We start from the raw sequence: 22,808 nt of genomic DNA, 5'->3' as shown, positions 1-22,808 counted from the left end.
CTCGCCAACCATGCCAACCCCGTCCATCACACCAAGCGCGGCAAGCCTCACACCTTCGCGGGCTGCGCCACCTCGGGCTCCGTGGCGGTCACCGTCCGCGACGGGGCCTGCACGGTCTCCGGCTGCCCGGCGGCGGCCGGCTGCTTGCGCACCGACTTGAGCAGCACGGTCAGCGCCGCGGTGACGCACGTGCCCGCCGCGATCGCCAGCAGGTACAGCCAGGCGTTGCCGATCAGGGGGACCACGAAGATGCCGCCGTGCGGGGCGCGGAGGGTGGCGTCGAAGGTCATGGAGAGGGCGCCGGTGATGCCGCCGCCGACGATCGACGGGACGATCACGCGAAACGGATCGGCCGCCGCGAAGGGGATGGCGCCCTCGGTGATGAAGGAGGCGCCGAGGACCCAGGCCGCCTTGCCGTTCTCCCGCTCGGCCTTGGTGAACAGCCTCGACCGGACGGTCGTCGCGAGTGCCATGGCCAGCGGCGGGACCATGCCGGCCGCCATCACGGCGGCCATCACCTTGAGGGAGCCGTCGTTGGGGTTGGCGAGGCCGCCCACCGCGAAGGCGTAGGCGACCTTGTTGAGCGGGCCGCCCAGGTCGCTGGCCATCATCACGCCGAGCACGACGCCCAGAATGATCGCGTTCGAGCCCGACAGCGAACCCAGCCAGTCGGTCAGCCGCGTCTGCACCCAGGCGATCGGCTGGCCCACCACGGCGAACATCAGGAAGCCGACGAGCGCCGACGAGACGAGCGGGATCACCACCACCGGCATGATGCCGCGCAGCACATCGGGCACCTTGACCCGCTGGATCGCCATGACCAGCGCACCGGCGATCAGACCGCCGACCAGTCCACCGAGGAATCCCGCGTTGATCGTGACCGCGATCGAGCCCGCGACGAAGCCGGGCACCAGGCCGGGCCGGTCGGCCATGCCGTATGCGATGTAGCCGGCGAGGACCGGGACCAGGAAGGCGAAAGCGGCCTTGCCGGTCCAGAACATCAGGGCCGCCCAGCTGTGCATCGAGCCCCAGTTGAAGGCGTCGACGACGGACTGGACGTCGGTGTTGGCGATCTTATAACCGCCGAGTGCGAAGGAGATCGCGATCAGCAGTCCGCCCGCCGCCACGAACGGCACCATGTAACTCACGCCCGACATCAGCCACTTGCGGAGCTTTGTGCCGTAACCGTCCGTGGAGTCGCCGGAGTTGTCCACAGGTGTGGACGACGCGTCGGCGTGGGCCGTGGTCTCGCCGCGGGCGGCCTTCTCGCGGACCTCGGTGATGAGTTCGGCGGGGCGGTTGATGCCCGCCTTGACGCCGACGTCGACCGTGGGCTTTCCGGCGAAGCGTTCCTTCTCGCGCACGGGGACGTCGTGGGCGAAGATCACGCCGTCGGCGGCGGCGATGACGGCCGGGTCGAGGCGGGTGAAGCCGGAGGAGCCCTGCGTCTCGACGACGAGTTCGACGCCTTCGGTGTCGCGGCCGGTGTTCTCCAGGGACTCCGCCGCCATGTAGGTGTGGGCGATGCCAGTGGGGCAGGAGGTGACCGCGACGATCTTGAAGGGGGCGTCGCTCTCGTCGGGTTCCGCGGGCTGTTCGGGGACCGCGGGTTCCGGTATGGGTTCCGGTACGGGTTCCGGGGCCGGTTCGTCGCCGCGTATCAGGGCTGCCGTCGCCCCGGCGTCCGTCGCCGCGCGCAGGGTCGCCTTGAAGTCCTCGTCCATCAGCTGGCGGGCCAGGGAGGACAGGATCGTGAGGTGGGCGTCGTCCGCACCCGCCGGGGCCGCGATCAGGAAGATCAGGTCGGCGGGGCCGTCCGGGGCGCCGAAGTCGATGCCCTCGGCGCTGCGGCCGAAGGCGAGCGTCGGCTCGGTGACGTGCTCGCTGCGGCAGTGCGGGATGCCGATGCCGCCGTCGAGGCCGGTCGGCATCTGGGCCTCGCGGGCCGCGACGTCGGCGAGGAAGCCGTCGAGGTCGGTGACCCTGCCGAGGGCCACCATCCGTTCGGCCAGCGACCTGGCCGCCGCTTCCTTCGTTCCGGCGGACAGGTCGAGGTCGACCAGGTCCGCGGTGATCATCTCCGTCATCGCGGGCTCCTTTGCCTACGCAGGGGTGGGGTGACTGTTCGGGTCCGGGCTGCCGTCGTCATCGCACGGGCTCCTTCAGGGCGCGGTCCACGGGGACCTCGGCCGTCAGTTCCACCGCGTCCGGACGGAGGTCCCGCGGCGTCGGCATGGCGCTGCCCGGCAGCTGGACCGCCGCCGCGCCGTGGGCGACCGCCGAGGCGAGCGCCTTGGGGCCCTCGCCGCCCGCGATCAGGAAGCCGGCGAGGGAGGAGTCGCCGGCCCCGACGTTGCTGCGCACCGCGTCGACGGGGGCCGAGGCGAACCAGGCGCCGCTCGCGTCGACCAGGAGCTGGCCGTCCGCGCCGAGGGAGGCGAGCACGGCGACCGCGCCCAACTCCCGCAGTTCCTCCGCCGCCTTGACCGCGTCGCCGACCGTGGTGAGCGGGCGGCCGACGGCCTCGGCGAGTTCCTCGGCGTTGGGCTTGACGACGTCGGGGCGCATCCGGAGCGCCGCGAGGAGTGCGGGGCCCGAGGTGTCGAGCGCGATGCGGGCGCCCTCGGCGTGCGCGCGGGCGACCAACTCGGCGTACCAGGAGGGCTCAAGGCCGCGCGGCAGGCTGCCGCAGCAGGCGATCCAGTCGGCGCCCGCCGACTGCTCGCCGATCGTCGCGAGCAGCGACTCGGCCTCACCGGCGGAGAGTTCGGGGCCGGGCGCGTTGATCTTCGTGAGGGTGCCGTCGGCTTCCGCGAGCGCGATGTTCGAGCGGGTGTGGCCCTCGACCGGGACCGGGGCGACCTTGATGCCCTGCCCGTCGAGGAGTTCGGCGACCAGGGCGCCGGGGGCGCCGCCCAGCGGGAGGACGGCGAGCGTGGGGGCTCCGGCGGCGGCCACGGCCCGCGACACGTTGACTCCCTTGCCGCCCGGGTCCATGCGCTCGCCGCCGGCGCGGACGACCTCGCCGCGGTCGAGGCCGGGGATCTCGTAGGTGCGGTCGAGGGAGGGGTTGGGGGTGACGGTGAGGATCATGCGGGTGCCGTTGCCTTCGTGCTCGGGGTGGTGCGGGTGGGGCGTGCCGGTCATACGCGGTGCACCTCCGTGCCGCCCGCCTCGATCGCCGCGGCGTCCTCGGGGGCGAGGCCGGTGTCGGTGATCAGCAGGTCGACGTCGGCGAGGTCGCCGAACCGGGCGAAGTGCTCCTGGCCCCATTTGCCGGAGTCGGCGAGCAGCACGACGCGGCGGGCCGCGGCGACGGTGGCCCGCTTCACGGATGCCTCGGCGAGGTCGGGTGTGGTGAGTCCGGCCTCGGCGGAGAAGCCGTTGGCCGCGAGGAAGAGGACGTCCGCGCGGATCTCCCCGTACGCGCGCAGGGACCAGGCGTCGACGGCGGCGCGGGTGCGGTGGCGGATGCGGCCGCCGACGAGGTGCAGCTGGATGCCGGGGTGGTCGGCGAGCCGGGCCGCGGTGGGCAGCGAGTGGGTGACGACGGTCAGTTCGGATTCCAGCGGGAGCGCGGTCGCGAGCCGGGAGACCGTCGATCCGGCGTCGAGGATCACGCTGCCCTCGGCCGGGAGTTCGGCGAGCGCGGCGTGGGCGATGCGGTCCTTCTCGTCGGCCGCGGTGCCCTCGCGCTCGGCGAGGTCGGGCTCGAAGTCGAGTCGTCCGGCGGGGATGGCGCCGCCGTGCACGCGGCGGACGAGGCCCGCGCGGTCGAGGGCCTTCAGGTCGCGCCGGATGGTCTCGGCGGTGACCTGGAACTCCTCGGCGAGCGTCAGCACGTCGACCCGGCCGCCGTCGCGGGCGAGGCGGAGGATCTCCTGTTGGCGCTCGGGTGCGTACATGTCCGTTTACCTGTGTCCTCGTCTGCGGGTCTGCCCGAATGTGTTGCTCGCCTCTGAGGCTACGACCGGATTTCGGGAAAGTAAACAGGTTCGGGCATGTGGCAGACACAAACGGGCATCCGCTGCGAGATCACCGCCGTCCGCACGACGCAGGGCCCGGCCCTCCGGCGAGGAGGACCGGGCCCTGTGCGGGGTGGGGCGGCGGGCGCCTACTGCCCCATCACGTACTTCACCGTCGGACCCGTGGTCCAGCCGCCGTCCACGGCCAGCTCGGCGCCGGTCATGTACGAGGAGTCGTCCGAGAGCAGGAACACGACCGCCTTCGCGATCTCGTCGGCCTCTCCGACGCGGCCCATCGGGGTGTTCGGGTAGTTGCCCTCGCCCTGCTGGATGCCGACCTGCGCGGTCATCGGGGTGTACGTCATGCCGGGGTGCACGGAGTTCACGCGGATCCGTGCGGTGCCCTGCTCGACCGCGGCGATCTTGGTGAGGCCGCGGACACCCCACTTCGAGGCGCCGTACGAGGAGGTGAGCGCGAGGCCCATCAGGCCGGCCGCGGAGGAGATGTTGACGATGGAGCCGCCGCCCGCCTCCTTCATCGCGGGGACGACGGTCTTCATGCCCGCGAAGACGCCGACGAGGTTGACGTCGAGGACCTGGCGGAAGCGCTCCACGCTCTCCGTCTCGAACGGCATGCCGGTGGAGATACCGGCGTTGTTGACCAGGCCGTCGATGCCGCCGAACTCGGTGGTGGCGTGGGCGAGCGCGGCCTGCCACTCGTCCTCCGACGTCACGTCGAGGTGGGTGTAGCGGGCGGTCTCGCCGAGTTCGGCGGCGAGGGCCTTGCCCTCCTCGTCGAGTACGTCGCCGATGACGATGTTGGCGCCGGCGGTGGTGGCGAGGCGGGCGATTTCGGCGCCTATGCCGCGGGCTCCGCCGGTGACCAGGATCGTCTTGCCGGTGAGGTTGTTCATTTCGGCTCCCTTTGGGTTACGTCCCCGTGGATGTGTTGCGGCCCCGTGGTTGACGACTCGGGGCTCTGCCCCGGGCCCCGCGCCTCAAGCGCCGGCGGGGCTTGATCGATGTGGATTGCGCCCCCCGTGGTTGACGACTCGGGGCTCTGCCCCGGGCCCCGCGCCTCAAGCGCCGGCGGGGCTTGATCGATGTGGATTGCGCCCCCCGTGGTTGACGACTCGGGGCTCTGCCCCGGACCCCGCTGCTCAATCGCCGCAGGGGCTTGATTTGCCTGCGGCTCAAGCGCCGCAGGAGCTTGATGTGCCCGCCGCTCAAGCGTCGGCGGGGATTGATGTGGCCGCCGCTCAAGCGCCGCAGGAGCTTGATGTGCCCGCCGCTCAGGCGTCGGCGGGGATTGGTGTGGCCGCGGCTCAATCGCGGAAGGGGCTTGATGGGGGGAGTGACTGGGTCAGGCATTCGAGGGCCAGTGCTGCTGGGCCGGTCGGGCCCGTGGGGGGTGCGTCCGAGTGGGACCAGGCTTCGACCGCGACGCGTACCGCCGTCGTCGCCAGGCCCGCGAGCAGGCGCAGGTGCAGGTCCGGGGCGGTCGTCGGGCCCGTCCGTTCCGCGAGGACCGTGAGGAGGGTCGACTCCGAGACGCGGCACGTGTCGCTCCAGACGGCTCGCAGCGCCGGGCTCTCCTCGGCGAGGCGGAGCAGGGCGCGGACCCAGCCGAGGGACGCCGCGTTCGCCGGGTCGGCCCCGGTGAGGGCGCGCTGCGCGGCGTGCCGCAGCACGGCGGGGACCGGCAGGTCCGCGGGTGCCTCGCGGACGGCCTCGGCCCACTGGCGGGCCCCGGCGTCGAGGAGCGGTGCGACCGCCTCTTCCTTGGTCGCGAAGTAGCGGTAGAAGGTGCGCGGCGCGACACCCGCCGCCCGCGCGATGTCCTCGGCGCGCGTGGCCCGCAGACCGTCCCGCGTGAACAGTTCGGCCGCGGCCCGGGCGATGTCCAGGCGCGTGGCGGCCTTGCGCCGCTCCGTCAGCGTCGGGATCGCCGTCGCAGTACCTGCCATGCGGACATGGTATGCCGCTATGGCACAATCTGCCACCGCCGAGTAATGATCATGCCAAGGGCTCGGCCATCAACCCACGTGAGCGAGGCGAGAGCAGTGCGGCGGCGGCACTTTCTGAGGACGACGGGCCTGGCGGGGGCGGGCGCGGGCGCCCTGGCCCTGACCGGCTGCGGTTCGGGCGACGGGAGCGCCGACGGCGACAAGGTCACGCTCGACCTCCTCGTGTCGAGCTACGACAAAAGCGTCGGCGCCTCCATCGGTGACCAGTGGGACGACGTCGCACGGGCCTTCGAGAAGAAGCACCCGGACATCCACGTCGAGGTGGAGCGCGTCCCGTTCCTCAAGATGGACGCGGTCCTCGCCCGCCGGGTCAAGGACGGCCGCGCGCCCGACATCGCGCAGGGCCACCTCTTCGCCCCGTACGCCGAGGACGGCCTGCTGTACCCGGCGGAGCGGCTCTTCGACGTCCCCACGCAGGCGAACTTCGTCCGCTCCTTCGCCGACGCGGGCCGGGTCGACTCCGTTCAGTACGGCATCCCGATCCTCGCCAGCACCCCGCGCCTCTTCTACAACACGGACCTCTTCGAGCAGGCCGGGATCGCGGGGCCGCCCCGATCCTGGGCCGAACTGCGCGCGGCCGCACAGGCCTTGAAGGCCATCGGCGTGCCCACCCCGTACGCCCTTCAGTTCGGCCCCGAGGCCGCGGAGGACGAACTCCTCGCGTGGCTGCTCTCGGGCGGCGGCGGGTACGCGGACCTCGGCGGGTACGACTTCGGCTCCGCCGAGAACAAGGCGACGCTGACCTGGCTCCGCGACGAGCTGGTCAGGCCCGGCCTCGCGGGCGCCGACCCGGGCAGGCTCACCAGGACGCAGGCCTACACGCAGTTCCTCGGGCGGAAGGCCGGCATGATCATCGCCCACCCCGTGCTGCTCGGCGCCGCCGACAAGGCGCGGCTGCCGTACGCGCACGCCGCGTTCCCGCTCAAGTCCGGGACCGAGGCGGCGCCTCCGGTGGGGCTCAACGACTGGATGATGGCGTTCAGGAGCGGCGGCCACGTGACGGAGGCCGGGAAGTTCCTGACGTTCCTGTTCAGCACCGGTTCGGCGAAGACGTACGGGGGCGCGCAGGCCACGCTCCCGGTGACCGTGACGGCCTCCGACGAGCTGCGGGCCGACCGTTCGCAGCGGAAGCTGTGGAAGTTCGTCGACCAGATGCCGGACGCGGAGTTCCACCCGGTGGGCCTTCGCTCATGGCCCAAGGTGCGCTCCGCGGTACGCGAGCGGATCGGCGCGGCGGTCGCCCCGGGCGGCAACCCCGCCCAGGTCCTGGAGGACTTGGACGGGGTCAGCCCCGCCGGCGATTGAGGCACGACCCATCAAGCCCCGCCGGCGATTGAGGCGCGGGGTCCGGGGCGGAGCCCCGAGGCGTCACACCAACTCGCGCTCCCGGTCCGGCTCCGCTTCCTCCACGTCCCCCGAAACAACCTCCCCCGCACCGCCGGAGGCCTTCGGCAGGGCGAACATCAGCAGGAAGATCCCGACGAGGACCCCCGCCACCCACACCAGCGCGCTGCGGAACCCGTCCACGAACGCCGCGTTGCCGATGCCCTGCGCGAACTTGTCCTCCACCACGTTGAAGAAGACGACGGAGACGAGGCTGAGGCCGAGCGCGTTGCCCATCTGCATCACCGTGTTGATGAGCCCGGACGCCGAACCCGCGTGCGCGCGCGGCACCTCGGAGAGCACCGCGTCGGTCAGCGGCGCGACGACCAGGCCCATGCCGAGCCCCATCACGACCAGCGGCAGCGCCATCTGCCAGGAGGCGATACCGAGCCCGTAGTGCCCGGCCTGCCATACGTAGATCAGCACACCGGCCGCCATCGTGAGCGCGCCCGTCTGGAGCACCTTGCGTCCGAAGCGCGGCACCAGCTTCTGCACGGAGATCCCGGCGGCGACCGACACCGCGATCGAGAACGGGACGCCCGTCAGACCCGCCCGCAACGCGCTCCAGCCGAGGCCGAGTTGCATGTAGAGGGTCCAGGTCAGGAAGAAGATGCCGGTGGCGATGCCGAAGACGGTCTGCACGGCGATGCCCGCCGCGAAGCTCTTCACCTTGAACAGCGACAGCTCGATCAGCGGCGACCCGTCGCGCCGCGTCTTCGCCCGCTCGTACGCGACGAGTACGCCGACGATCACGACGGACGCCGCCATCATCGCGTAGCCCCACAGCGGCCAGCCGTTCTCGCGGCCCTGGGTGAGCGGGTAGACGAGCGCCAGCATGGCGAGCGTGACGAGGACGACCCCGACGAGGTCGAGCTTGAGCGCCTTCGGCGCCTTCGACTCGCCGATGACGCGCGCGCCGAGGATGAGCGCGGCGATGCCGACGGGCAGGTTGATGAGGAAGATCGGGCGCCATTCGAGACCGGCGACGTTCCACTCGGTCAGCAGCGCGCCGAGCAGCGGACCGGTCACCGCGCCCATGCCGACGATGGCGCCGAACAGGCCGAAGACCTTTCCGCGTTCGTGCGCGGGGAATGTCGCGTGCACGATCGAGAGGACCTGCGGCACCATCATCGCCGCCATGCCGCCCTGGAGGATCCGCGAGGCGACCAGCATCTCCGGGTTCGCGGCGAAGCCGCACAGCGCGGAGGCGATCGTGAAGCCGCCGACCCCGAGCAGGAACAGGCGCTTGCGGCCGAAGATGTCGCCGAGCCGGCCGCCCGTGATCAGCAGGGCGGCGAAGGCGAGCGCGTACCCCGCGGTGATCCACTGGAGCTGCCCGGTCGAGGCGCCCTCGTCGTGCTGGATGGTCGGCAGGGCGACATTGACGATCGTGACATCGACGAGGTCCATGAAGGCCGCCGTCATCACGATGGCGAGGGCGAACCAGCGCCTGCGGTCCGCCTCCGGCCGGGCATCTGGAGAAGTGCTGGTGGAAGAACTCATGCCGGAAGGCTAGGAGGGATATAGGTCATAAGAGGTCCTAGTTCCCGGGCATGCTGGTGCCATGACGATGACGGCAAGCACCTCCGTCGCTGCGGAGGCACAGCGATGACCGGGGCGACCGGCGCCCAGACACCCGTACGGCTGCTGCAACTGCTCTCCCTGTTGCAGACGCCCCGCGAATGGCCCGGCAGCGAGCTCTGCGAACGGCTCGGGGTCAGTCGCCGCACCGTGCGCCGCGACATCGACCGGCTGCGCGACCTCGGCTATCCCGTGCAGGCCACGCTCGGCGCGGACGGCGGCTACCGGCTCGTCGCGGGCAAGGCGCTGCCGCCGCTCGTGCTCGACGACGAGGAGGCGGTGGCCATCGCGGTGGGCCTGCGGGCCGGGGCGGGCCACGCGGTCGAGGGCGTCGAGGAGGCCTCGGTACGGGCGCTCGCCAAACTCGAACAGGTGCTGCCCTCGCGGCTGCGCCACCGGGTGGCCACGCTCCAGGCGGCCACCATCCCCCTGACCTCGGGCGACGGCGCCACGATCGCGCCGGAGACGCTCACGGTGATCGCCTCGACGGCGGCGGGCGGCGAACGGCTGCGCTTCACGTACCGGGCGCGCGACACCGCGGAATCGCGCCGCCTGGTGGAGCCGCACCGGCTGGTGTCGACGGGCCGCCGCTGGTACCTCGTCGCCTACGACATCGACCGCGAGGACTGGCGCACCTTCCGCGTCGACCGCATCTCGGACCCGTTCGCCACGGGCGCGCGGTTCGCTCCGCGGGACGTCCCCGGGGGCGACGCGGCGGAGTACGTACGCCGCTCGGTGTCCTCACGGGGCGCGGGCACGTCGTACGACCTAGACGTCGAATTCGCGGCCCCGGCACAGACCATCGCGGAACACATCCCGCCCACGGTCGGAGTCCCGGAACCACTTTCGGACAACCGCTGCCGTCTGCGGACCACGTCATCGGACCCGGTGCAGTGGACGGCGGTCCGCCTGGCGATGACGGGTTACGACTTCACGGTCCGAGGACCGGACGAACTCATCACAGCAGTACGGGAATTGGGTGGGCGGCTGGTGCGGTCGAGCGCATCCAATCCTTGAGCCCCGCCGGCGATTGAGGCGCGGGGCCCGGGGCAGAGCCCCGAGACCGCGACCCCGCTGCGGCGCAACAAGGAACGGGTCACGCCGCCGCGTCGAACCCCGTGTCCCGCGCCAGCTTCTTGAGCTCGAGAAGCGCATGCTTCTCGATCTGGCGAATCCGCTCACGCGTCAGGCCGTGCTCCTTGCCGACCTCCGTGAGCGTCCGCTCGCGCCCGTCCTCGATCCCGTACCGCATCTTGATGATCGACGCGGTGCGCTGGTCGAGCCGGCCGATGAGGTCGTCCAGCTCCTCGCTGCGCAGCAGCGTGAGCACGGACTGCTCGGGCGACACGGCCGAGGTGTCCTCGAGGAGGTCGCCGAACTGGGTCTCGCCCTCGTCGTCCACCGACATGTTCAGCGAGACCGGGTCGCGGGCCCAGTCCAGGACGTCGACGACGCGCTCCGGCTTGGCGCCGAGCTCGGCGGCGATCTCCGTGGGCTCCGGCTCGCGGCCGTGCTCGCGGTTGAACTCGCGCTGGACACGGCGGATCCGGCCCAGCTCCTCGACCAGGTGGACGGGGAGGCGGATGGTGCGGGACTGGTCGGCGATCGAGCGCGTGATGGCCTGGCGGATCCACCACGTCGCGTACGTGGAGAACTTGAAGCCCTTGCGGTAGTCGAACTTCTCGACCGCGCGCACCAGGCCCGCGTTCCCCTCCTGGATCAGGTCGAGCAGGGGCAGGCCGGACCGCGGGTAGCGGCGGGCGACCGCCACGACCAGGCGCAGGTTCGACTTGATGAAGATGTCCTTCGCGTTCTCAGACGCCGCGACCAGAGCCTCCAACTCCTCGCGGGACGCCTCGACCGCGGCCTTGCTGTCGGAGACCGTGCCGTCGAGTATCTGCTGGGCGTAGACGCCCGCCTCGATGGTCTGGGACAGCTCGACTTCCTTGGCGGCATCGAGCAGCGGTGTGCGCGCTATCTCGTCGAGGTACATGCCGACCAGGTCGCGGTCGGCGATCTCCCCGCCTCCGGCGCGAACACTGCGTGCCGTGTCGGTCTCACCAGTAGTGGCGGACTTACGACGGGCTACGGCACGGGTTGCCATGCGTGCTCCCTTGCGGTGGTAGGTCGGCTGTACGCCCCTTCCGGGGCCTTACGGGTGCCCTGCATCCGATGGAATCAACGACTGGAATCCGGACAGAATTCCCAAGCCGCCCATCTTTTTTGTGATCATGCAGTACCCTGTCGCGCCACACCGCGCGAAGAGGGGAGACAGGATGGTGTCCGGTTCCACAGAGGTGCAGGTCAGGCCGGGAGTCGAGGACGACCTCAAAGCCCTCACGGACCTCTACAACCACTATGTGCGCGAGACGCCGATCACGTTCGACACGGCCGTCTTCACTCCCGAAGAGCGACGTCCTTGGCTGCTCTCCCATCTTGAAGACGAACGACACCCACTCCTGGTTGCCACTGAGGCCACCTCTAACCGGATCCTCGGGTACGCCACGGCCAGCGCGTTCCGCGCGAAGGCCGCGTACGACACCTCGGTGGAGGTCACGGTCTACCTGGCACCCGACGCGGGCGGCCGCGGCGTCGGCACGCTTCTCTACAAGGCGCTCTTCGAGGCGCTCGCCGACCAGGACGTCCACCGTGCCTACGCGGGCATCGCCCAGCCCAACGAGGCCTCCGGCCGCCTCCACGCCCGCTTCGGCTTCCGCCACGTGGGCACGTACCGGGAGGTGGGCCGGAAGTTCGGCCGCTACTGGGACGTGGCCTGGTACGAGAAGGAGCTGTGAGCCCGGCGCTCAGCCGAACTGCACCGACCGCTTCGCCAGCCCCATCCAGAACCCGTCGATCACGCTCCGCTGGCCCGCGAGGTCGCCGAAGGCGTCCGCCGCGCCCATCGTCACGAACAGCGGGGCGAAGTGCTCGGTGCGCGGGTGCGCGAGCGCGCCCGCAGGGGACTTGTGGGTGAAGTCGAGCAGTCCGTCCACGTCACCGGCCTCCAGCGCCCGGTGCCCCCAGTCGTCGAACTCGGAGGACCACGCCGGGATCCCGCCCTGCCGCAGCGCGGCGAGGTTGTGCGTGAAGAAGCCGGAGCCGACGATCAGCACGCCCTCGTCGCGCAGCGGCGCGAGGCGGCGGCCGATGTCCATGAGCCGGGCCGGGTCGAGCGTCGGCATGGAGATCTGGAGGACGGGGATGTCGGCGTCCGGATACATCTCGACGAGCGGGACGTACGCACCGTGGTCGAGCCCGCGGTCCGGCACGTCCTGGACCGGGATGCCGGGTGCGCGCAGCAGCTTGCGCACGGAGTCGGCGAGCTCGGGCGCGCCCGGCGCCGCGTACGTCACCTCGTAGTAGTGCTCGGGAAAGCCCCAGAAGTCGTACACGAGCGGCACGGTCTCGGTGGCGCCGAGGGCCAGCGGCGCGTTCTCCCAGTGCGCGGAGACCATCAGGATGGCCCGGGGGCGCGGGAGATCGGCCGACCACTCGGCGAGCTGTCCCGGCCACAGGGCGTCGTCGGCGAGCGGCGGCGCACCGTGGGAGAGGTAGAGCGCAGGCATCCGGTTCACGACGACCTCCTTGAAGTTTCAAGCTCTTGTTACCGACAAAAGTAAGCCTTCTTTGTTTAATATTCAAGGAGGAGGTCTACGATGGGAACCATGGAGCAGCGGCACACGGGCAGCGACGGACGCGACGCGAAGGGCGCGGAGGCCGCTCCCTGGCTCAGCGAGGACGAACAGCGCACGTGGCGCGCGTACCTCCATGCCACCACGCTCCTGGAGGACCACCTCGACCGGCAACTCCAGCGCGACGCGAAGATGCCGCACATCTACTTCGGCCTTCTGGTGAAGCTGAGCGAGTCGCCCCGGCGGCTGCGGATGACCGAGCTGGCCCGCGAAACGAAGATCACCCGCTCCCGGCTCTCGCACGCGATCGCCCGCCTGGAGAAGAGCGGATGGGTGCGGCGCGAGGACTGCCCCTCCGACAAGCGCGGACAGTTCGCGATCCTCACGGACGAGGGCCTCGAGGTCCTGAAGAAGACCGCGCCCGGGCACGTCGAGACCGTCCGCCAGGCGCTCTTCGCGCGGCTCACCCCCGAACAGCAGAAGTCCCTCGGCGAGATCATGATGATCGTCGCCGAGGGACTTCAGCCGAAGGACGCCGGGGCGGACCTTCCCTGGCTCAGGTGAGATCCGCCCCGTACGCAGGGGTGGTCAGTGCGCGACCACCGGAACCAGCAGCTCGTCCTCCGCACCCTCCGTGTCGCCGGAGGCCGCGGGCGAACCCGTGCCCGGAACCCCCGTGTTGACGAGCGTGAAGGCGATCAGGGAGGCGGCGGCGAGGATGCCGACGGCCCACCAGATGGCGTGGGTGTAGCCGCTCACCATGGCCTGCGCCTGAAGCAGCTGCCGGCTCGTGGCTCCGGCCGCGTGGTCCGCGATGTACGCGGTGGTGGCCGAGGCCGCGATCGTGTTCAGCAGGGCCGTGCCGATGGCGCCGCCCACCTGCTGCGAGGTGTTGACCATCGCGGAGGCGACACCCGCGTCCCGGGGCTCCACGCCGAGCGTGGCGAGCGACATGGCGGGCATGAACGCCGTACCCATGCCGAGGCCGAGCAGCAGTTCGGCGGGCAGGATCAGACCGGCGTACGAGGAGTCGACGGACAGCTGGGTCAGCATCAGCATGCCGAGCGCCGCGACCAGGAAGCCGGGGCCCATCAGCAGGCGCGGGCGGACCCGCGTCATCAGGCGGGCGCCGATCTGCGTGGAGCCCGTGATCATGCCGACGATCATCGGCAGGAACGCGAAGCCCGTCTTCACCGGGGAGAAGCCCTTCACGACCTGGAGGTAGTAGGTCAGGAAGAGGAACAGGCCGAACATGCCGATCACGGCGAGACCGAGGGAGGCGTAGACACCGCCGCGGTTGCGGTCGGCGACCACGCGCAGCGGCAGCAGCGGGTGCTTCACACGGGCCTCGACGGCGACGAAGGCGACCAGCAGCACGGCCGCGGCGACGAACATGCCGATGGTGGTCGCGTCGGACCAGCCGTTGGTCTCGGCACGCGTGAAGCCGTAGACGAGCGAGACCAGGCCGAGCGTGGAAAGGAGCACGCCGGGGATGTCGAGCGGCGAGCGGTTGCGCGAACCGGCCGGCTCACGGATGACGAAGTACGCGCCCGCGGCGGCGACGATCGCGAACGGGATGTTCACGAAGAACGTCCAGCGCCAGTTCAGGTACTCGGTGAGGAAACCGCCGAGGATCAGGCCGACGGCGCCACCGCCACCGGCGATCGCACCGTAGATGCCGAACGCCTTCGCGCGCTCCTTGGCGTCGGTGAACATGACGGCGAGCAGGGACAGGGCGGCGGGCGCGAGCAGCGCGCCGAACAGGCCCTGGAGCGCACGGGCGCCGAACATCATGGCCTCGTTGGCCGCCGCGCCGCCGAGCGCGGAGGCGAGGGCGAAGCCGATCAGGCCGGTGACGAAGGTGCGCTTGCGGCCCCACAGGTCCGCGATGCGCCCGCCGAACAGCAGCAGACCACCAAAGGCGAGCGCGTAGGCCGTGATGACCCACTGCTTGTTGCCGTCGGATATGCCGAGGTCCTGCTGCGCGGCGGGCAGGGCGATGTTCACGATGGTGGCGTCGAGGACCACCATCAGCTGGGCGAGCGCGATGAAGGCGAGGGCCTTCCAGCGCCGCGAATCGGGTGCCGTTTCCGGCAAGGGGGTACCCACAGCGGGACTCCAAGTCGTGAATAAGCGTGAGAAATCGGGTTGCTACGAATCTCTACGGTGAAGGTGAAGGTGAGGACGAAGACGAAGACGAAGACGAAGCTCTACGAAGAGGGGGAGGGGCCCGGACGTCAGTCCTGGCGGAGGTCCTCCAAGGTCGCGGGCTCGCCCGGGAGTTCCGAGCGGGCGGGTGCCATCAGGCCGTCCAGGAACAGCTGAAGATGACGGTGGACGTACCGGTCGAAGTCCAGACAGCCGGTGCCGGGCAGCGGCCGGGTGAGCTGGGAGAGGGCGACCATCAGATCGCCGACGCCGACGTCGGGCCGCAGTTCACCGGCCGTACGGGCCCGTTCGGTGAGCTGCTCGACGGCGCCGGTGAGCCGGTCGCGGGAGGCGACCAGATCCGGATGGTCCTTGTCGAAGGTGGCGTTGAGCATCGGGCACAAGGCGCCGATCCGCTCCTCGGCGGCGGCGTGCACGAAGGTCCGCAGCGCGCCGAACGCGGTCGTCTCGCCGGCGTCCTCGGCGGCGAGCCCCTGCTCCGCGTGCTCGGTGATGGTGTCGGTGACCGTGAGGACCACGTGGTGCATCAGCTCGCCGCGGTCCTTGAAGTTCCGGTACAGCGTGGCGTTGCCGACGCCTGCGCGGCGCGCGACCTCGTCGAGCGGCAGGACCGGGCCGTGCTCCACGAGCAGCTCGCGCGCGGCGGCGACGATCCGCTCCCGGTTGCGCACGGCGTCGGCCCGCGGGCGCGGGACGCGGCGCTGCGGCTTCTCGGTCGCGGTGGTCACGGCGGTCTCCTTCACGGTCCGGGTGTACGAGCTACGAGCTTCACGGTCTGGGTGTTCGGGGTGTTCGGGCCGCACGGGCTTCGGATGAAGTGGGGAGCTGGTCCCCGGTTCGTGCGGACACGGGTCTAAACGGGGAGAGCGTCCCCGGTTATTTCCCGGGCCTGATGTGACCTGCCTCACACGCCTCTGACCTCGGAAACCCACGATCGGCGCACCCAGCGAGCGGCCCGCCACACCTCACCACAGGGTGATCGAAAGGGACCCGAGCGTGAGGCGGTGCGGATGCGGATGCGTCGGATACGCAGGGGCCGGCGGGGGGCGCTGCTCGCCGTGAGCACGGCCGTGGCGCTCACCGTGACGATGACCGCGAGCACCGGAAGGCTCCTCGACGACTCGACGACCGCGGCGGGTCCCGTCGCCGTCTCGCGCACGACCTCCCTCGCCCCCTGCATGATCCGCGGCTCGTTCGGCGTCCAGATGTCGGAGGGCCTGCCCACCGCCCCCGGCTACGCCCGGTCCACCGGCACCGTGCGCGCCCTCAACCTCATGGTCGACTTCCCGGACGCACCGGGGCAGGGCCCCGCGAAGGACCGGTTCCGCGAGTTCTTCCCGCAGACCCAGGACTGGTTCCGCACCGGCTCGTACGGGAAGCTCGACTACGTTCCCGAGGCCCCGGTCGACCACTGGCTGCGGATGCCCAAGCCGTTCACCGCGTACGGGATAGACCGCGGCGCCCCCTTCGACCCCGGCTACCGCGAGCTCGCCGACGACATCGCGGCGGCGGCCGACCCCGAGGTGGACTTCCGGCGGTACGACCTGGTGAACATCCTCGTCACCCCGAACGCGGGGCCCTCCGCGCTGGACACCGTGCTGTCCGTGACGTTCGCGGGCAACCACGAGGCGCCGGTCGCCGACGGGGTGCCGCTGTCCAACGCGTCGTTCGTGTACTCCCGTCAGGACGACGGATCGGGGTCGTACGCGAAGACCGGGTACCGGGTGCTGCCGCACGAGAACGGGCACGTGTTCGGGCTGCCGGACCTCTACACGCAGGACGGCGGCGGTGCCGCCGGGCACTGGGACATCATGAGCGAGGACTGGGGGGCCGGGAACGATCTGCTCGGCTGGCACAAGTGGAAGCTCGGGTGGCTCGACGACAGCCAGGTCGGCTGCGCCGCGCAGTCCGGTACGACGGAGTACCGGCTGTCTCCGCTGGCCCGGAAGGACGGCGGGTCGAAGCTGGTGTTCGTGCCGCTGACCCGGAAGTCCGGGTACGCGGTCGAGGTGCGGACGCAGGAGGGCAACGACGAGGCGGTGTGCCGGTCCGGAGTCCTGGTCTACAAGGTCGACGCGGATGTGGACACCGGGCAGGGCCCGGTCAAGGTCGAGGACGCGAAGCCGGACAGCGGGGGCTGCACGCGGCAGCCCAACGTCCACGCGGAACTGTCCGACGCGGCGTTCCAGTCGGGCGAGGTGTTCCGCGACAAGTCGGCGGGTGTGCGGGTGACGGTGGGCGGGATCACGTCCACCGGCGACTACCAGGTCTACGTCACCCGAAAGTAGGCCACGGGCTCCGCCCCGCCGAGCTGGACCGTCCCCACGCCACGGGGCTCCGCCCCGGACCCCGCGCCTCAATCGCCGGCGGGGCTTGAAATGCCCATCCGTCCACGGGACTTGATCCCCCACCGCCCAGCGGGGCTTGAAATGCCTGCCCATCCGCGGGGCTTGATCCCTCACCGCCAGGTGGGGCTTGAAATGCCCGCCCATCCGCGGGACTTGCCCCCCTCTGCCCAGCGGGGCTTGGCTCGCCCCGCCGCCTCGCGGGCAATGGCGACGGCCATCTCCCACCCACCCGCCCCCTCCAGGGGCGTAGGCCCGACGGGGTGTCGCACCCGCCTCGGCAATCTGCCACGAACCCGTCCGCCCCGCCCATCCCGACGACCGACCGACACCCCACCTCGGCCGAGTCACCGCATGCCCGGGCCCCACCCTCGATGGTCCGCTTCCACGGGCAGGCCACCACGAACCCGCCTTCCGTCCCCGACGGTCGACTTCCACCCCACCTCGGCCAAGTGGCCACAGGCACGGCTCCCCGCCCCCGACGGCAGGCCGCCACCGACTTGGGCAATCTGCCGCCTGGGGCGGCAGGGTGGGCAAGGCGGCCCCCGGTGCCGCGCAACGCGAACCGGAGGCGCCGACCCCGGCAAGGCCCCCCGGGGTCCGGGTGCCGCCCAACCAAAACCACGGTCACCCCCGGTGCCGCCCACCCGTCCCCCGGCACCGGCACCGGCACCGGCCCCCGGCCATCAGCTCCGTGCCAGCGAGTCCCGGAGCCGGCGCTTCAGGATCTTGCCCGTCGCGTTGCGGGGGAGTTCCGTCTCCTGGAGGACGACGTGGGTCGGAACCTTGAACGCCGCCAGGGACTTGGCCACGAAGCTGCGGATGTCGTCCGGCCCGGCCGCGGAACCGGGCCGGACGCGGAGGACCGCCGCCACCTCCTCCCCGAGGACCGGGTGCGGGACACCCACGACGGCCGCCTCCAGAACGTCCGGGTGGTCGTGGAGGATCGCCTCCACCTCGACACAGTGGACGTTCTCGCCGCCCCGGATCACGAGATCCTTGATCCGGTCGACGACACTGACCCGTCCCTCCGAGAGCACCGCCAGATCCCCCGTCCGGAACCACCCGTCCGCCGTGAACGCCGCCCGGGTGGCCTCGGGCGCGTTCCAGTAACCGCGGATCATCGGCTGCCCGCGCAGGCACAGTTCGCCCACCTCACCGTCGGCGACCGCCTCGCCCGACGGGTCCGCGATCCGCACCTCCACCGCCGGCGCCGGACGGCCCACGCTCCCCGGCCAACTCCGGTACTCCTCCCCCGCGTTGGAGAGCACCCCGCCGAGCGTCTCGGTGAGCCCGTACCCGTTGCGGGGCTCGATGCGCTCGCCGTAGCGGTCGGTGAGGCGGGCCACGATCCCGGGCGGGGCCGCGGCGCCGCCCGTGCTGAATCCCGTAAGGGAGGGGAGTTCGTCGCCCAGTTCCTTGGCGCGTTCCAGGAGTTGGAGGGCCGTGGCCGGGACGCCGCCGAAGCTGGTGACGCCGTGTTCGCGGATCATGGCGAGCGCGACGTCCGGGTCCCACTTGCGCAGCACCACGATCGTGCCGCCCACCCCCATCGCCGCGTAGAACCCGGTGAACGCCGCCACGTGGAAGAAGGGGAACGTCAACAGACCGATGGGGGCCGGGCCCTGCCCCGGCATGACACCGCGCAGCAGCGCCGTGCGCGCGGCGGCGTAGCGGGGCCCCGCGATCGCGCCCATGTGCGCGTGGTGAGTGGCGACCGCCCCCTTGGGCCGACCCGTCGTACCGGAGGTGTAGAGGATCGTGGCGTCGGCGGCCGGGTCGATCTCCACGTCGGGCGGGCCGAGTTGGGGGTCGGGGGCGGGCAGGTCCGCATACCGCTCCACCCGGTCACCGCTCGCCTCCCGCCCCTCCTCGTGGCAGACCAGCGTCCAGGGGCGGGGGCTCGCCGCGTCGAGCCACGGCCGGACCCGTTCGTAGCGCTCCCCGTCGACGACCAGCACCGCGGGCCCGCAGTCGTCGAGGGCGTACGCGAACTCTTCGGCGGTCCACCACCCGTTGAGCGGCACCGCCACCAGACCGGCCAACTGCGCCGCCCAGAAGGCGACCTGCCACTCCGGATGGTTGCGCATCGCGATGACGGCCCGGTCGCCCGGCCGCAGCCCGTAGCCGCCCGCGCTCTCGTCGTCGGTGAAGCGGCGGGCCAGCGCGCACGCCGCCGCGAAGAACTCCCCGTAGGTCATGCGCCCGGTCTCGGAGACGACGAAGGGCGTGTCGCCGAACGCCCACGTCGTCTCGCAGAACTCGCGCAACGTACGGGGCCCGTCGGCATAGGAAAGGCGCCCGTCCTCGCCTCGTACGACGGCGAAGGGGGCGCCCGGAGCGGTCAGCAGCGCTTCCACGGAATCCACGGCATCAGCGTCCATGGTCGGACGGTACGTCCGGCGGCCCGACCCACGTCAAGGTACGTGCACCGGCCAACGGCCGGACGGGGCCCGGACAACACGGCGGACAGGGCCCCGACAACGCGGCGGGCGGTGCGCGTGAACCTCCACGCGCACCGCCCGCCGCCGAGCCTCGGAACCTTCTACGCCTCGGCCTTCGCCTGCTCGGCCACCCGCTTGTGCTCCGCCACCCGCTTGCGGGTCAGGAACCAGCCGATCACCAGGCTGACCACGATCAGCGGGGAGCAGTACACCGAGATCGCCGAGTCGCCGCCGCCGACGACCATCAGGACCACGACCGCGACCAGGAACACGATGGTCAGCCAGCTCGTGAACGGCGCGCCCGGAAGCCGGAACGAGGGGCGCTCCAGCTCGCCGCGCAGCGACTTACGGCGCAGCACCATCTGGCAGATCATGATCATGACCCAGGTGCCGATCATGGTGATCGCGGAGAAGTTGATGACGATCGCGAACGCCCGCTCGGGCACGATGTAGTTGAGGACGATGCCCGCGATGTAGCAGGTCGCGGTCAGCAGCACGCCGCCGTAGGGCACGCCCTTGCGGCTCATCTTCGTCGTGAACGCGGGCGCGGAGCCCGCCAGTCCCATGGAGCGCAGCACGCGGCCGGTCGAGTAGAGGCCGGAATTGCAGCTGGACAGGGCCGCCGTGAGGATCACGAAGTTCATGATGCCGCTGATGCCGGGCACGCCCAGCTTCCCGAGCAGCGTCACGAACGGGGACTCGCCCGCCTTGTACGCGCTCCACGGCAGGAGGAGGACGAGGAGCAGCACGGACCCGACGTAGAACAGCACGATGCGCCAGGACACGGAGTTGATGGCGCGCGGGATCACCTTGCGCGGGTTCTCCGTCTCGCCGGAGGCGATGCCGACCATCTCGATCGCGGCGTACGCGAAGACGACGCCCTGGATGAGGACGATCGCGGGGAGCAGTCCGTTCGGCAGCATGCCGCCGTTGTCGGTGATCAGCTGCGGTCCCGTGCTGTGGCCGTCGACGGGGTGGCGGCTCGCGAGCAGCCAGCAGCCGATGCCGAGGAAGCCGAGGATCGCGGCGACCTTGATGATCGAGAACCAGAACTCGAACTCGCCGAACCAGCGCACCGAGATCAGGTTGGCGCCGAGCACCACGAGCAGCGCCACCAGCGCGAGCGTCCACTGGGGTATGTCGCGGAACATGGCCCAGTAGTGCAGGTACATCGCCACCGCGGTGATCTCCGCGATGCCGCTGCACACCCAGTGCAGGAAGTAGACCCAGCCCGCCGTGTACGCGGCCTTCTCGCCGAGGAACTCACGCGAGTACGAGACGAACGAGCCCGACGTGGGCCGGTGCATCACCAGTTCGCCCATGGCGCGCGTGATGAAGAAGGCGAACAGACCGGTGATGGCGAAGATGACCACCAGGGACGGGCCCGCGGTGTGCAGCCGCTCCCCCGCGCCGAGGAACAGACCGGTGCCGATGGCGCCACCGATCGCGATCATCTGGACCTGACGATTGCGCAGGCCGGCCGCGTAACCCCCCTCACGGATGGCTCCGGCCGTGGCCTTGCCGCCCGTGGTCACACCGCTCTCGGTCGCAGCCGTAGAGGCCTGCGCGGGCCGAGCCTCGGACTCGGCTTGTGCTGTGTGCTCCATGGTTCTCCGACGTACGTGCAAAACGGCATGCCGCACACACGCGAGCGCGAACGCGCGCAAGCGTGTACGGCGTACCTGTTGGACAGGACTGGTCCGCCGGATTCGGCGAACTACGAGATCGGAACGGATCCCGGTGGAGTGTGCCGCGGGCTTACCGCGCGACGACACGCCACCTTAAACCGTTCACAGGGGCAACTAATCCACGAGCCCGACGAGTGAACCCACGTACGGGGCACCGGACTCGGCGAGCACCTCGTCGAGGGACTGCGCGGACCGGACGGGGGCGAAGGTCACCTTGCCCGCTTCTGCCCCGTTCTCCGACCGGACATATCCGTACACAGCAGGACGGGGAAGGCTGTTGTAGTGGAAGTGGGTCGAGAAGTAGTACGCGCCGGTGTCGTACAGCGCGACGAGATCGCCGGGCTCCAGTTCGGGCAGCTCACGGCCGCGCGCCACGAGGTCGCCCGCGAAGCAGCACGGCCCGGCCACGTCCTGCACCAGCGGAGCGCTCGTCCGCGGCCGGCCCTCGGCGTCGTACGCGCCGACCCGCAGCGGCCAGGAATCGGGCACGAAGACGGTACGGGTCGCCACCTGCGCGCCCGCGTGCGTCACGGCGATCCGCCGCCCGCCGGACGTCTTGGTGTACTCGACGTGCGCGGCGATGAACCCCTGCTTGGCGAGGAGCGAGCGCCCGAACTCGGTGACGAGCGTGTACCGCCCGTCGAAGAGCCCGGGGACGGTCTCCCGCAGGATCCGCGCGTACTCCTCGAAGCCGGGCGTGATGTCGTCCGACGCGAAGTTCACCGGCAGTCCGCCGCCGATGTCGATGGTGTCGATCTGCTGCCGCCCGACGTGCGCGTTGATCTTCTCGGCCAGGTCGTACGCGGCCCGTACGCCCTCGGCCATCAGCTCCAGGGCGACGCCCTGCGATCCGGTGTGGGTGTGCAGCCGGGTCATCCACGGCCGCGCCTTGTACGCGCCGACGACCCACTGCTCCGCGCCCTCGTCGCGCAGCGCGACGCCGAACTTGGAGGTGGCGGTCGCGGTGCTCATCGCGCCGATCGAACCGCTGCCGACCTGCGGGTTCACCCGCAGCCCCACGGGCGAGGCGCTGGGGTTCGCCGCGAACTCCTCGACGAGCGCGTCGATCCGCTCCAGCTCCTGCGGGTTGTCCGCGTTCACGGCGATACCGGCCGCGAGCGCCTCGCGCAGCTCACCGACGGTCTTGGCGGGCGAATCGAAGACGATCCGCTCGGCGGGCACCCCTGCCGCCCGCGCGAGGGCCAGCTCTCCGGGGCTCGCGACCTCGGCTCCGATGCCCTCCTCGTTCAGGAGCGCGAGCACGGGGACGAGCGAGGACGCCTTCACGGCGAAGGTGTGCCGCGCGTCGACGCCCGCGAACGCCGCCTTCAGCGCGCGCGCCGCCTCCCGGACCCCGGCCACGTCGAGCAGCCCGAGCACGGGGGCGTCGGGTCCTACGAGCCCCTGCTCGACGGCGGCACGCAGAGCGGCGTCGCGGCGGGCGGCGGAGGCGGGGGGCTGCGGCATCAGGGGTGGCCTGCCTTCTGCTTCGTATTGCTTCGTACGGGGTGGTGCTCGGGGCACTCGTCACTGTGCAGCGCGGCGGGGCGGCGTGTCTGCGTGCGCCGGCACGA

The 22,808-nt window shown here is 71.2% G+C and carries 18 protein-coding genes; 5 read left to right on the top strand and 13 right to left on the bottom strand.

Annotated elements, in window-relative coordinates:
• Positions 1 to 47 precede the first annotated feature (47 nt).
• The 5 genes from ACNYS0_RS23885 to ACNYS0_RS23865 form a co-directional block, all read right to left on the bottom strand.
• Positions 48 to 2,087, bottom strand: a complete 2,040-nt coding sequence (locus tag ACNYS0_RS23885) for a PTS fructose transporter subunit IIABC (protein WP_422476527.1) — start codon at positions 2,085 to 2,087, stop codon at positions 48 to 50.
• A 58-nt stretch (positions 2,088 to 2,145) separates the two neighbouring features.
• Entirely contained in the window at positions 2,146 to 3,093 is a 948-nt protein-coding gene (pfkB, locus tag ACNYS0_RS23880; protein WP_422482762.1) for a 1-phosphofructokinase, read from the bottom strand.
• A 50-nt stretch (positions 3,094 to 3,143) separates the two neighbouring features.
• On the bottom strand, positions 3,144 to 3,905 hold the full coding sequence (locus tag ACNYS0_RS23875) for a DeoR/GlpR family DNA-binding transcription regulator (RefSeq protein ID WP_422476526.1): 762 nt from the start codon (positions 3,903 to 3,905) through the stop codon (positions 3,144 to 3,146).
• A 209-nt stretch (positions 3,906 to 4,114) separates the two neighbouring features.
• Positions 4,115 to 4,879, bottom strand: a complete 765-nt coding sequence (locus ACNYS0_RS23870) for a glucose 1-dehydrogenase (protein ID WP_422476525.1) — start codon at positions 4,877 to 4,879, stop codon at positions 4,115 to 4,117.
• A 411-nt stretch (positions 4,880 to 5,290) separates the two neighbouring features.
• Complete coding sequence (locus tag ACNYS0_RS23865; RefSeq protein ID WP_422476524.1) at positions 5,291 to 5,932, bottom strand: TetR/AcrR family transcriptional regulator; 642 nt, start codon at positions 5,930 to 5,932, stop codon at positions 5,291 to 5,293.
• A gap of 78 nt (positions 5,933 to 6,010) precedes the next feature.
• Between ACNYS0_RS23865 and ACNYS0_RS23860 the strand changes: the two genes are divergently transcribed.
• Complete coding sequence (locus tag ACNYS0_RS23860) at positions 6,011 to 7,297, top strand: ABC transporter substrate-binding protein (protein ID WP_422476523.1); 1,287 nt, start codon at positions 6,011 to 6,013, stop codon at positions 7,295 to 7,297.
• Positions 7,298 to 7,360: 63 nt separating this feature from the next.
• Here the strand turns inward: ACNYS0_RS23860 and ACNYS0_RS23855 are convergent, their stop codons facing one another.
• Positions 7,361 to 8,878 (bottom strand): MFS transporter, encoded by a 1,518-nt coding sequence (locus tag ACNYS0_RS23855; protein WP_422476522.1) that lies wholly within the window; start codon positions 8,876 to 8,878, stop codon positions 7,361 to 7,363.
• 105 nt (positions 8,879 to 8,983) lie between these two features.
• Between ACNYS0_RS23855 and ACNYS0_RS23850 the strand changes: the two genes are divergently transcribed.
• Positions 8,984 to 9,973, top strand: a complete 990-nt coding sequence (locus ACNYS0_RS23850; protein ID WP_422476521.1) for a helix-turn-helix transcriptional regulator — start codon at positions 8,984 to 8,986, stop codon at positions 9,971 to 9,973.
• Positions 9,974 to 10,052: 79 nt separating this feature from the next.
• Here ACNYS0_RS23850 and ACNYS0_RS23845 read toward each other — a convergent pair whose 3' ends face one another.
• Positions 10,053 to 11,060, bottom strand: a complete 1,008-nt coding sequence (locus ACNYS0_RS23845; RefSeq protein WP_422476520.1) for a sigma-70 family RNA polymerase sigma factor — start codon at positions 11,058 to 11,060, stop codon at positions 10,053 to 10,055.
• A gap of 172 nt (positions 11,061 to 11,232) precedes the next feature.
• On the opposite strand from ACNYS0_RS23845, the gene ACNYS0_RS23840 reads away from it, so the two are divergent.
• Entirely contained in the window at positions 11,233 to 11,751 is a 519-nt protein-coding gene (locus ACNYS0_RS23840; protein ID WP_422476519.1) for a GNAT family N-acetyltransferase, read from the top strand.
• Between the two features lie 9 nt (positions 11,752 to 11,760).
• On the opposite strand, the gene ACNYS0_RS23835 is transcribed toward ACNYS0_RS23840, so the two are convergent.
• Positions 11,761 to 12,522 (bottom strand): dioxygenase family protein, encoded by a 762-nt coding sequence (locus tag ACNYS0_RS23835; RefSeq protein ID WP_422482761.1) that lies wholly within the window; start codon positions 12,520 to 12,522, stop codon positions 11,761 to 11,763.
• A gap of 99 nt (positions 12,523 to 12,621) precedes the next feature.
• Between ACNYS0_RS23835 and ACNYS0_RS23830 the strand changes: the two genes are divergently transcribed.
• Positions 12,622 to 13,152 carry a MarR family winged helix-turn-helix transcriptional regulator gene (locus ACNYS0_RS23830; protein ID WP_422476518.1) on the top strand — a complete coding sequence of 177 codons (531 nt, stop codon included), beginning with the start codon at positions 12,622 to 12,624 and terminating at the stop codon, positions 13,150 to 13,152.
• A 24-nt stretch (positions 13,153 to 13,176) separates the two neighbouring features.
• On the opposite strand, the gene ACNYS0_RS23825 is transcribed toward ACNYS0_RS23830, so the two are convergent.
• Together ACNYS0_RS23825 and ACNYS0_RS23820 are read right to left on the bottom strand one after the other, a co-directional pair.
• Entirely contained in the window at positions 13,177 to 14,697 is a 1,521-nt protein-coding gene (locus ACNYS0_RS23825) for an MFS transporter (RefSeq protein ID WP_422476517.1), read from the bottom strand.
• Positions 14,698 to 14,825: 128 nt separating this feature from the next.
• Positions 14,826 to 15,485 (bottom strand): TetR/AcrR family transcriptional regulator, encoded by a 660-nt coding sequence (locus ACNYS0_RS23820; RefSeq protein ID WP_422476516.1) that lies wholly within the window; start codon positions 15,483 to 15,485, stop codon positions 14,826 to 14,828.
• Between the two features lie 282 nt (positions 15,486 to 15,767).
• Here ACNYS0_RS23820 and ACNYS0_RS23815 point away from each other — a divergent pair, with 282 nt between their 5' ends.
• Positions 15,768 to 17,045: a M6 family metalloprotease domain-containing protein gene (locus tag ACNYS0_RS23815; protein WP_422476515.1), complete on the top strand. Its 1,278-nt coding sequence runs from the start codon at positions 15,768 to 15,770 to the stop codon at positions 17,043 to 17,045.
• A gap of 743 nt (positions 17,046 to 17,788) precedes the next feature.
• On the opposite strand, the gene ACNYS0_RS23810 is transcribed toward ACNYS0_RS23815, so the two are convergent.
• The 3 genes from ACNYS0_RS23810 to ACNYS0_RS23800 all read right to left on the bottom strand — a co-directional run bounded on the left by ACNYS0_RS23810 (position 17,789) and on the right by ACNYS0_RS23800 (position 22,701).
• On the bottom strand, positions 17,789 to 19,486 hold the full coding sequence (locus ACNYS0_RS23810) for a class I adenylate-forming enzyme family protein (protein ID WP_422476514.1): 1,698 nt from the start codon (positions 19,484 to 19,486) through the stop codon (positions 17,789 to 17,791).
• Positions 19,487 to 19,647: 161 nt separating this feature from the next.
• Positions 19,648 to 21,153, bottom strand: a complete 1,506-nt coding sequence (locus ACNYS0_RS23805) for an amino acid permease (protein ID WP_422476513.1) — start codon at positions 21,151 to 21,153, stop codon at positions 19,648 to 19,650.
• Positions 21,154 to 21,348: 195 nt separating this feature from the next.
• Positions 21,349 to 22,701: a type III PLP-dependent enzyme domain-containing protein gene (locus tag ACNYS0_RS23800; protein ID WP_422476512.1), complete on the bottom strand. Its 1,353-nt coding sequence runs from the start codon at positions 22,699 to 22,701 to the stop codon at positions 21,349 to 21,351.
• Positions 22,702 to 22,808: the final 107 nt, after the last annotated feature.

It is taken from the genome of Streptomyces anthophorae (assembly GCF_049310305.1).
GTDB lineage: Bacteria > Actinomycetota > Actinomycetes > Streptomycetales > Streptomycetaceae > Streptomyces.
This window is presented reverse-complemented; position numbering and strand designations above follow the sequence as displayed.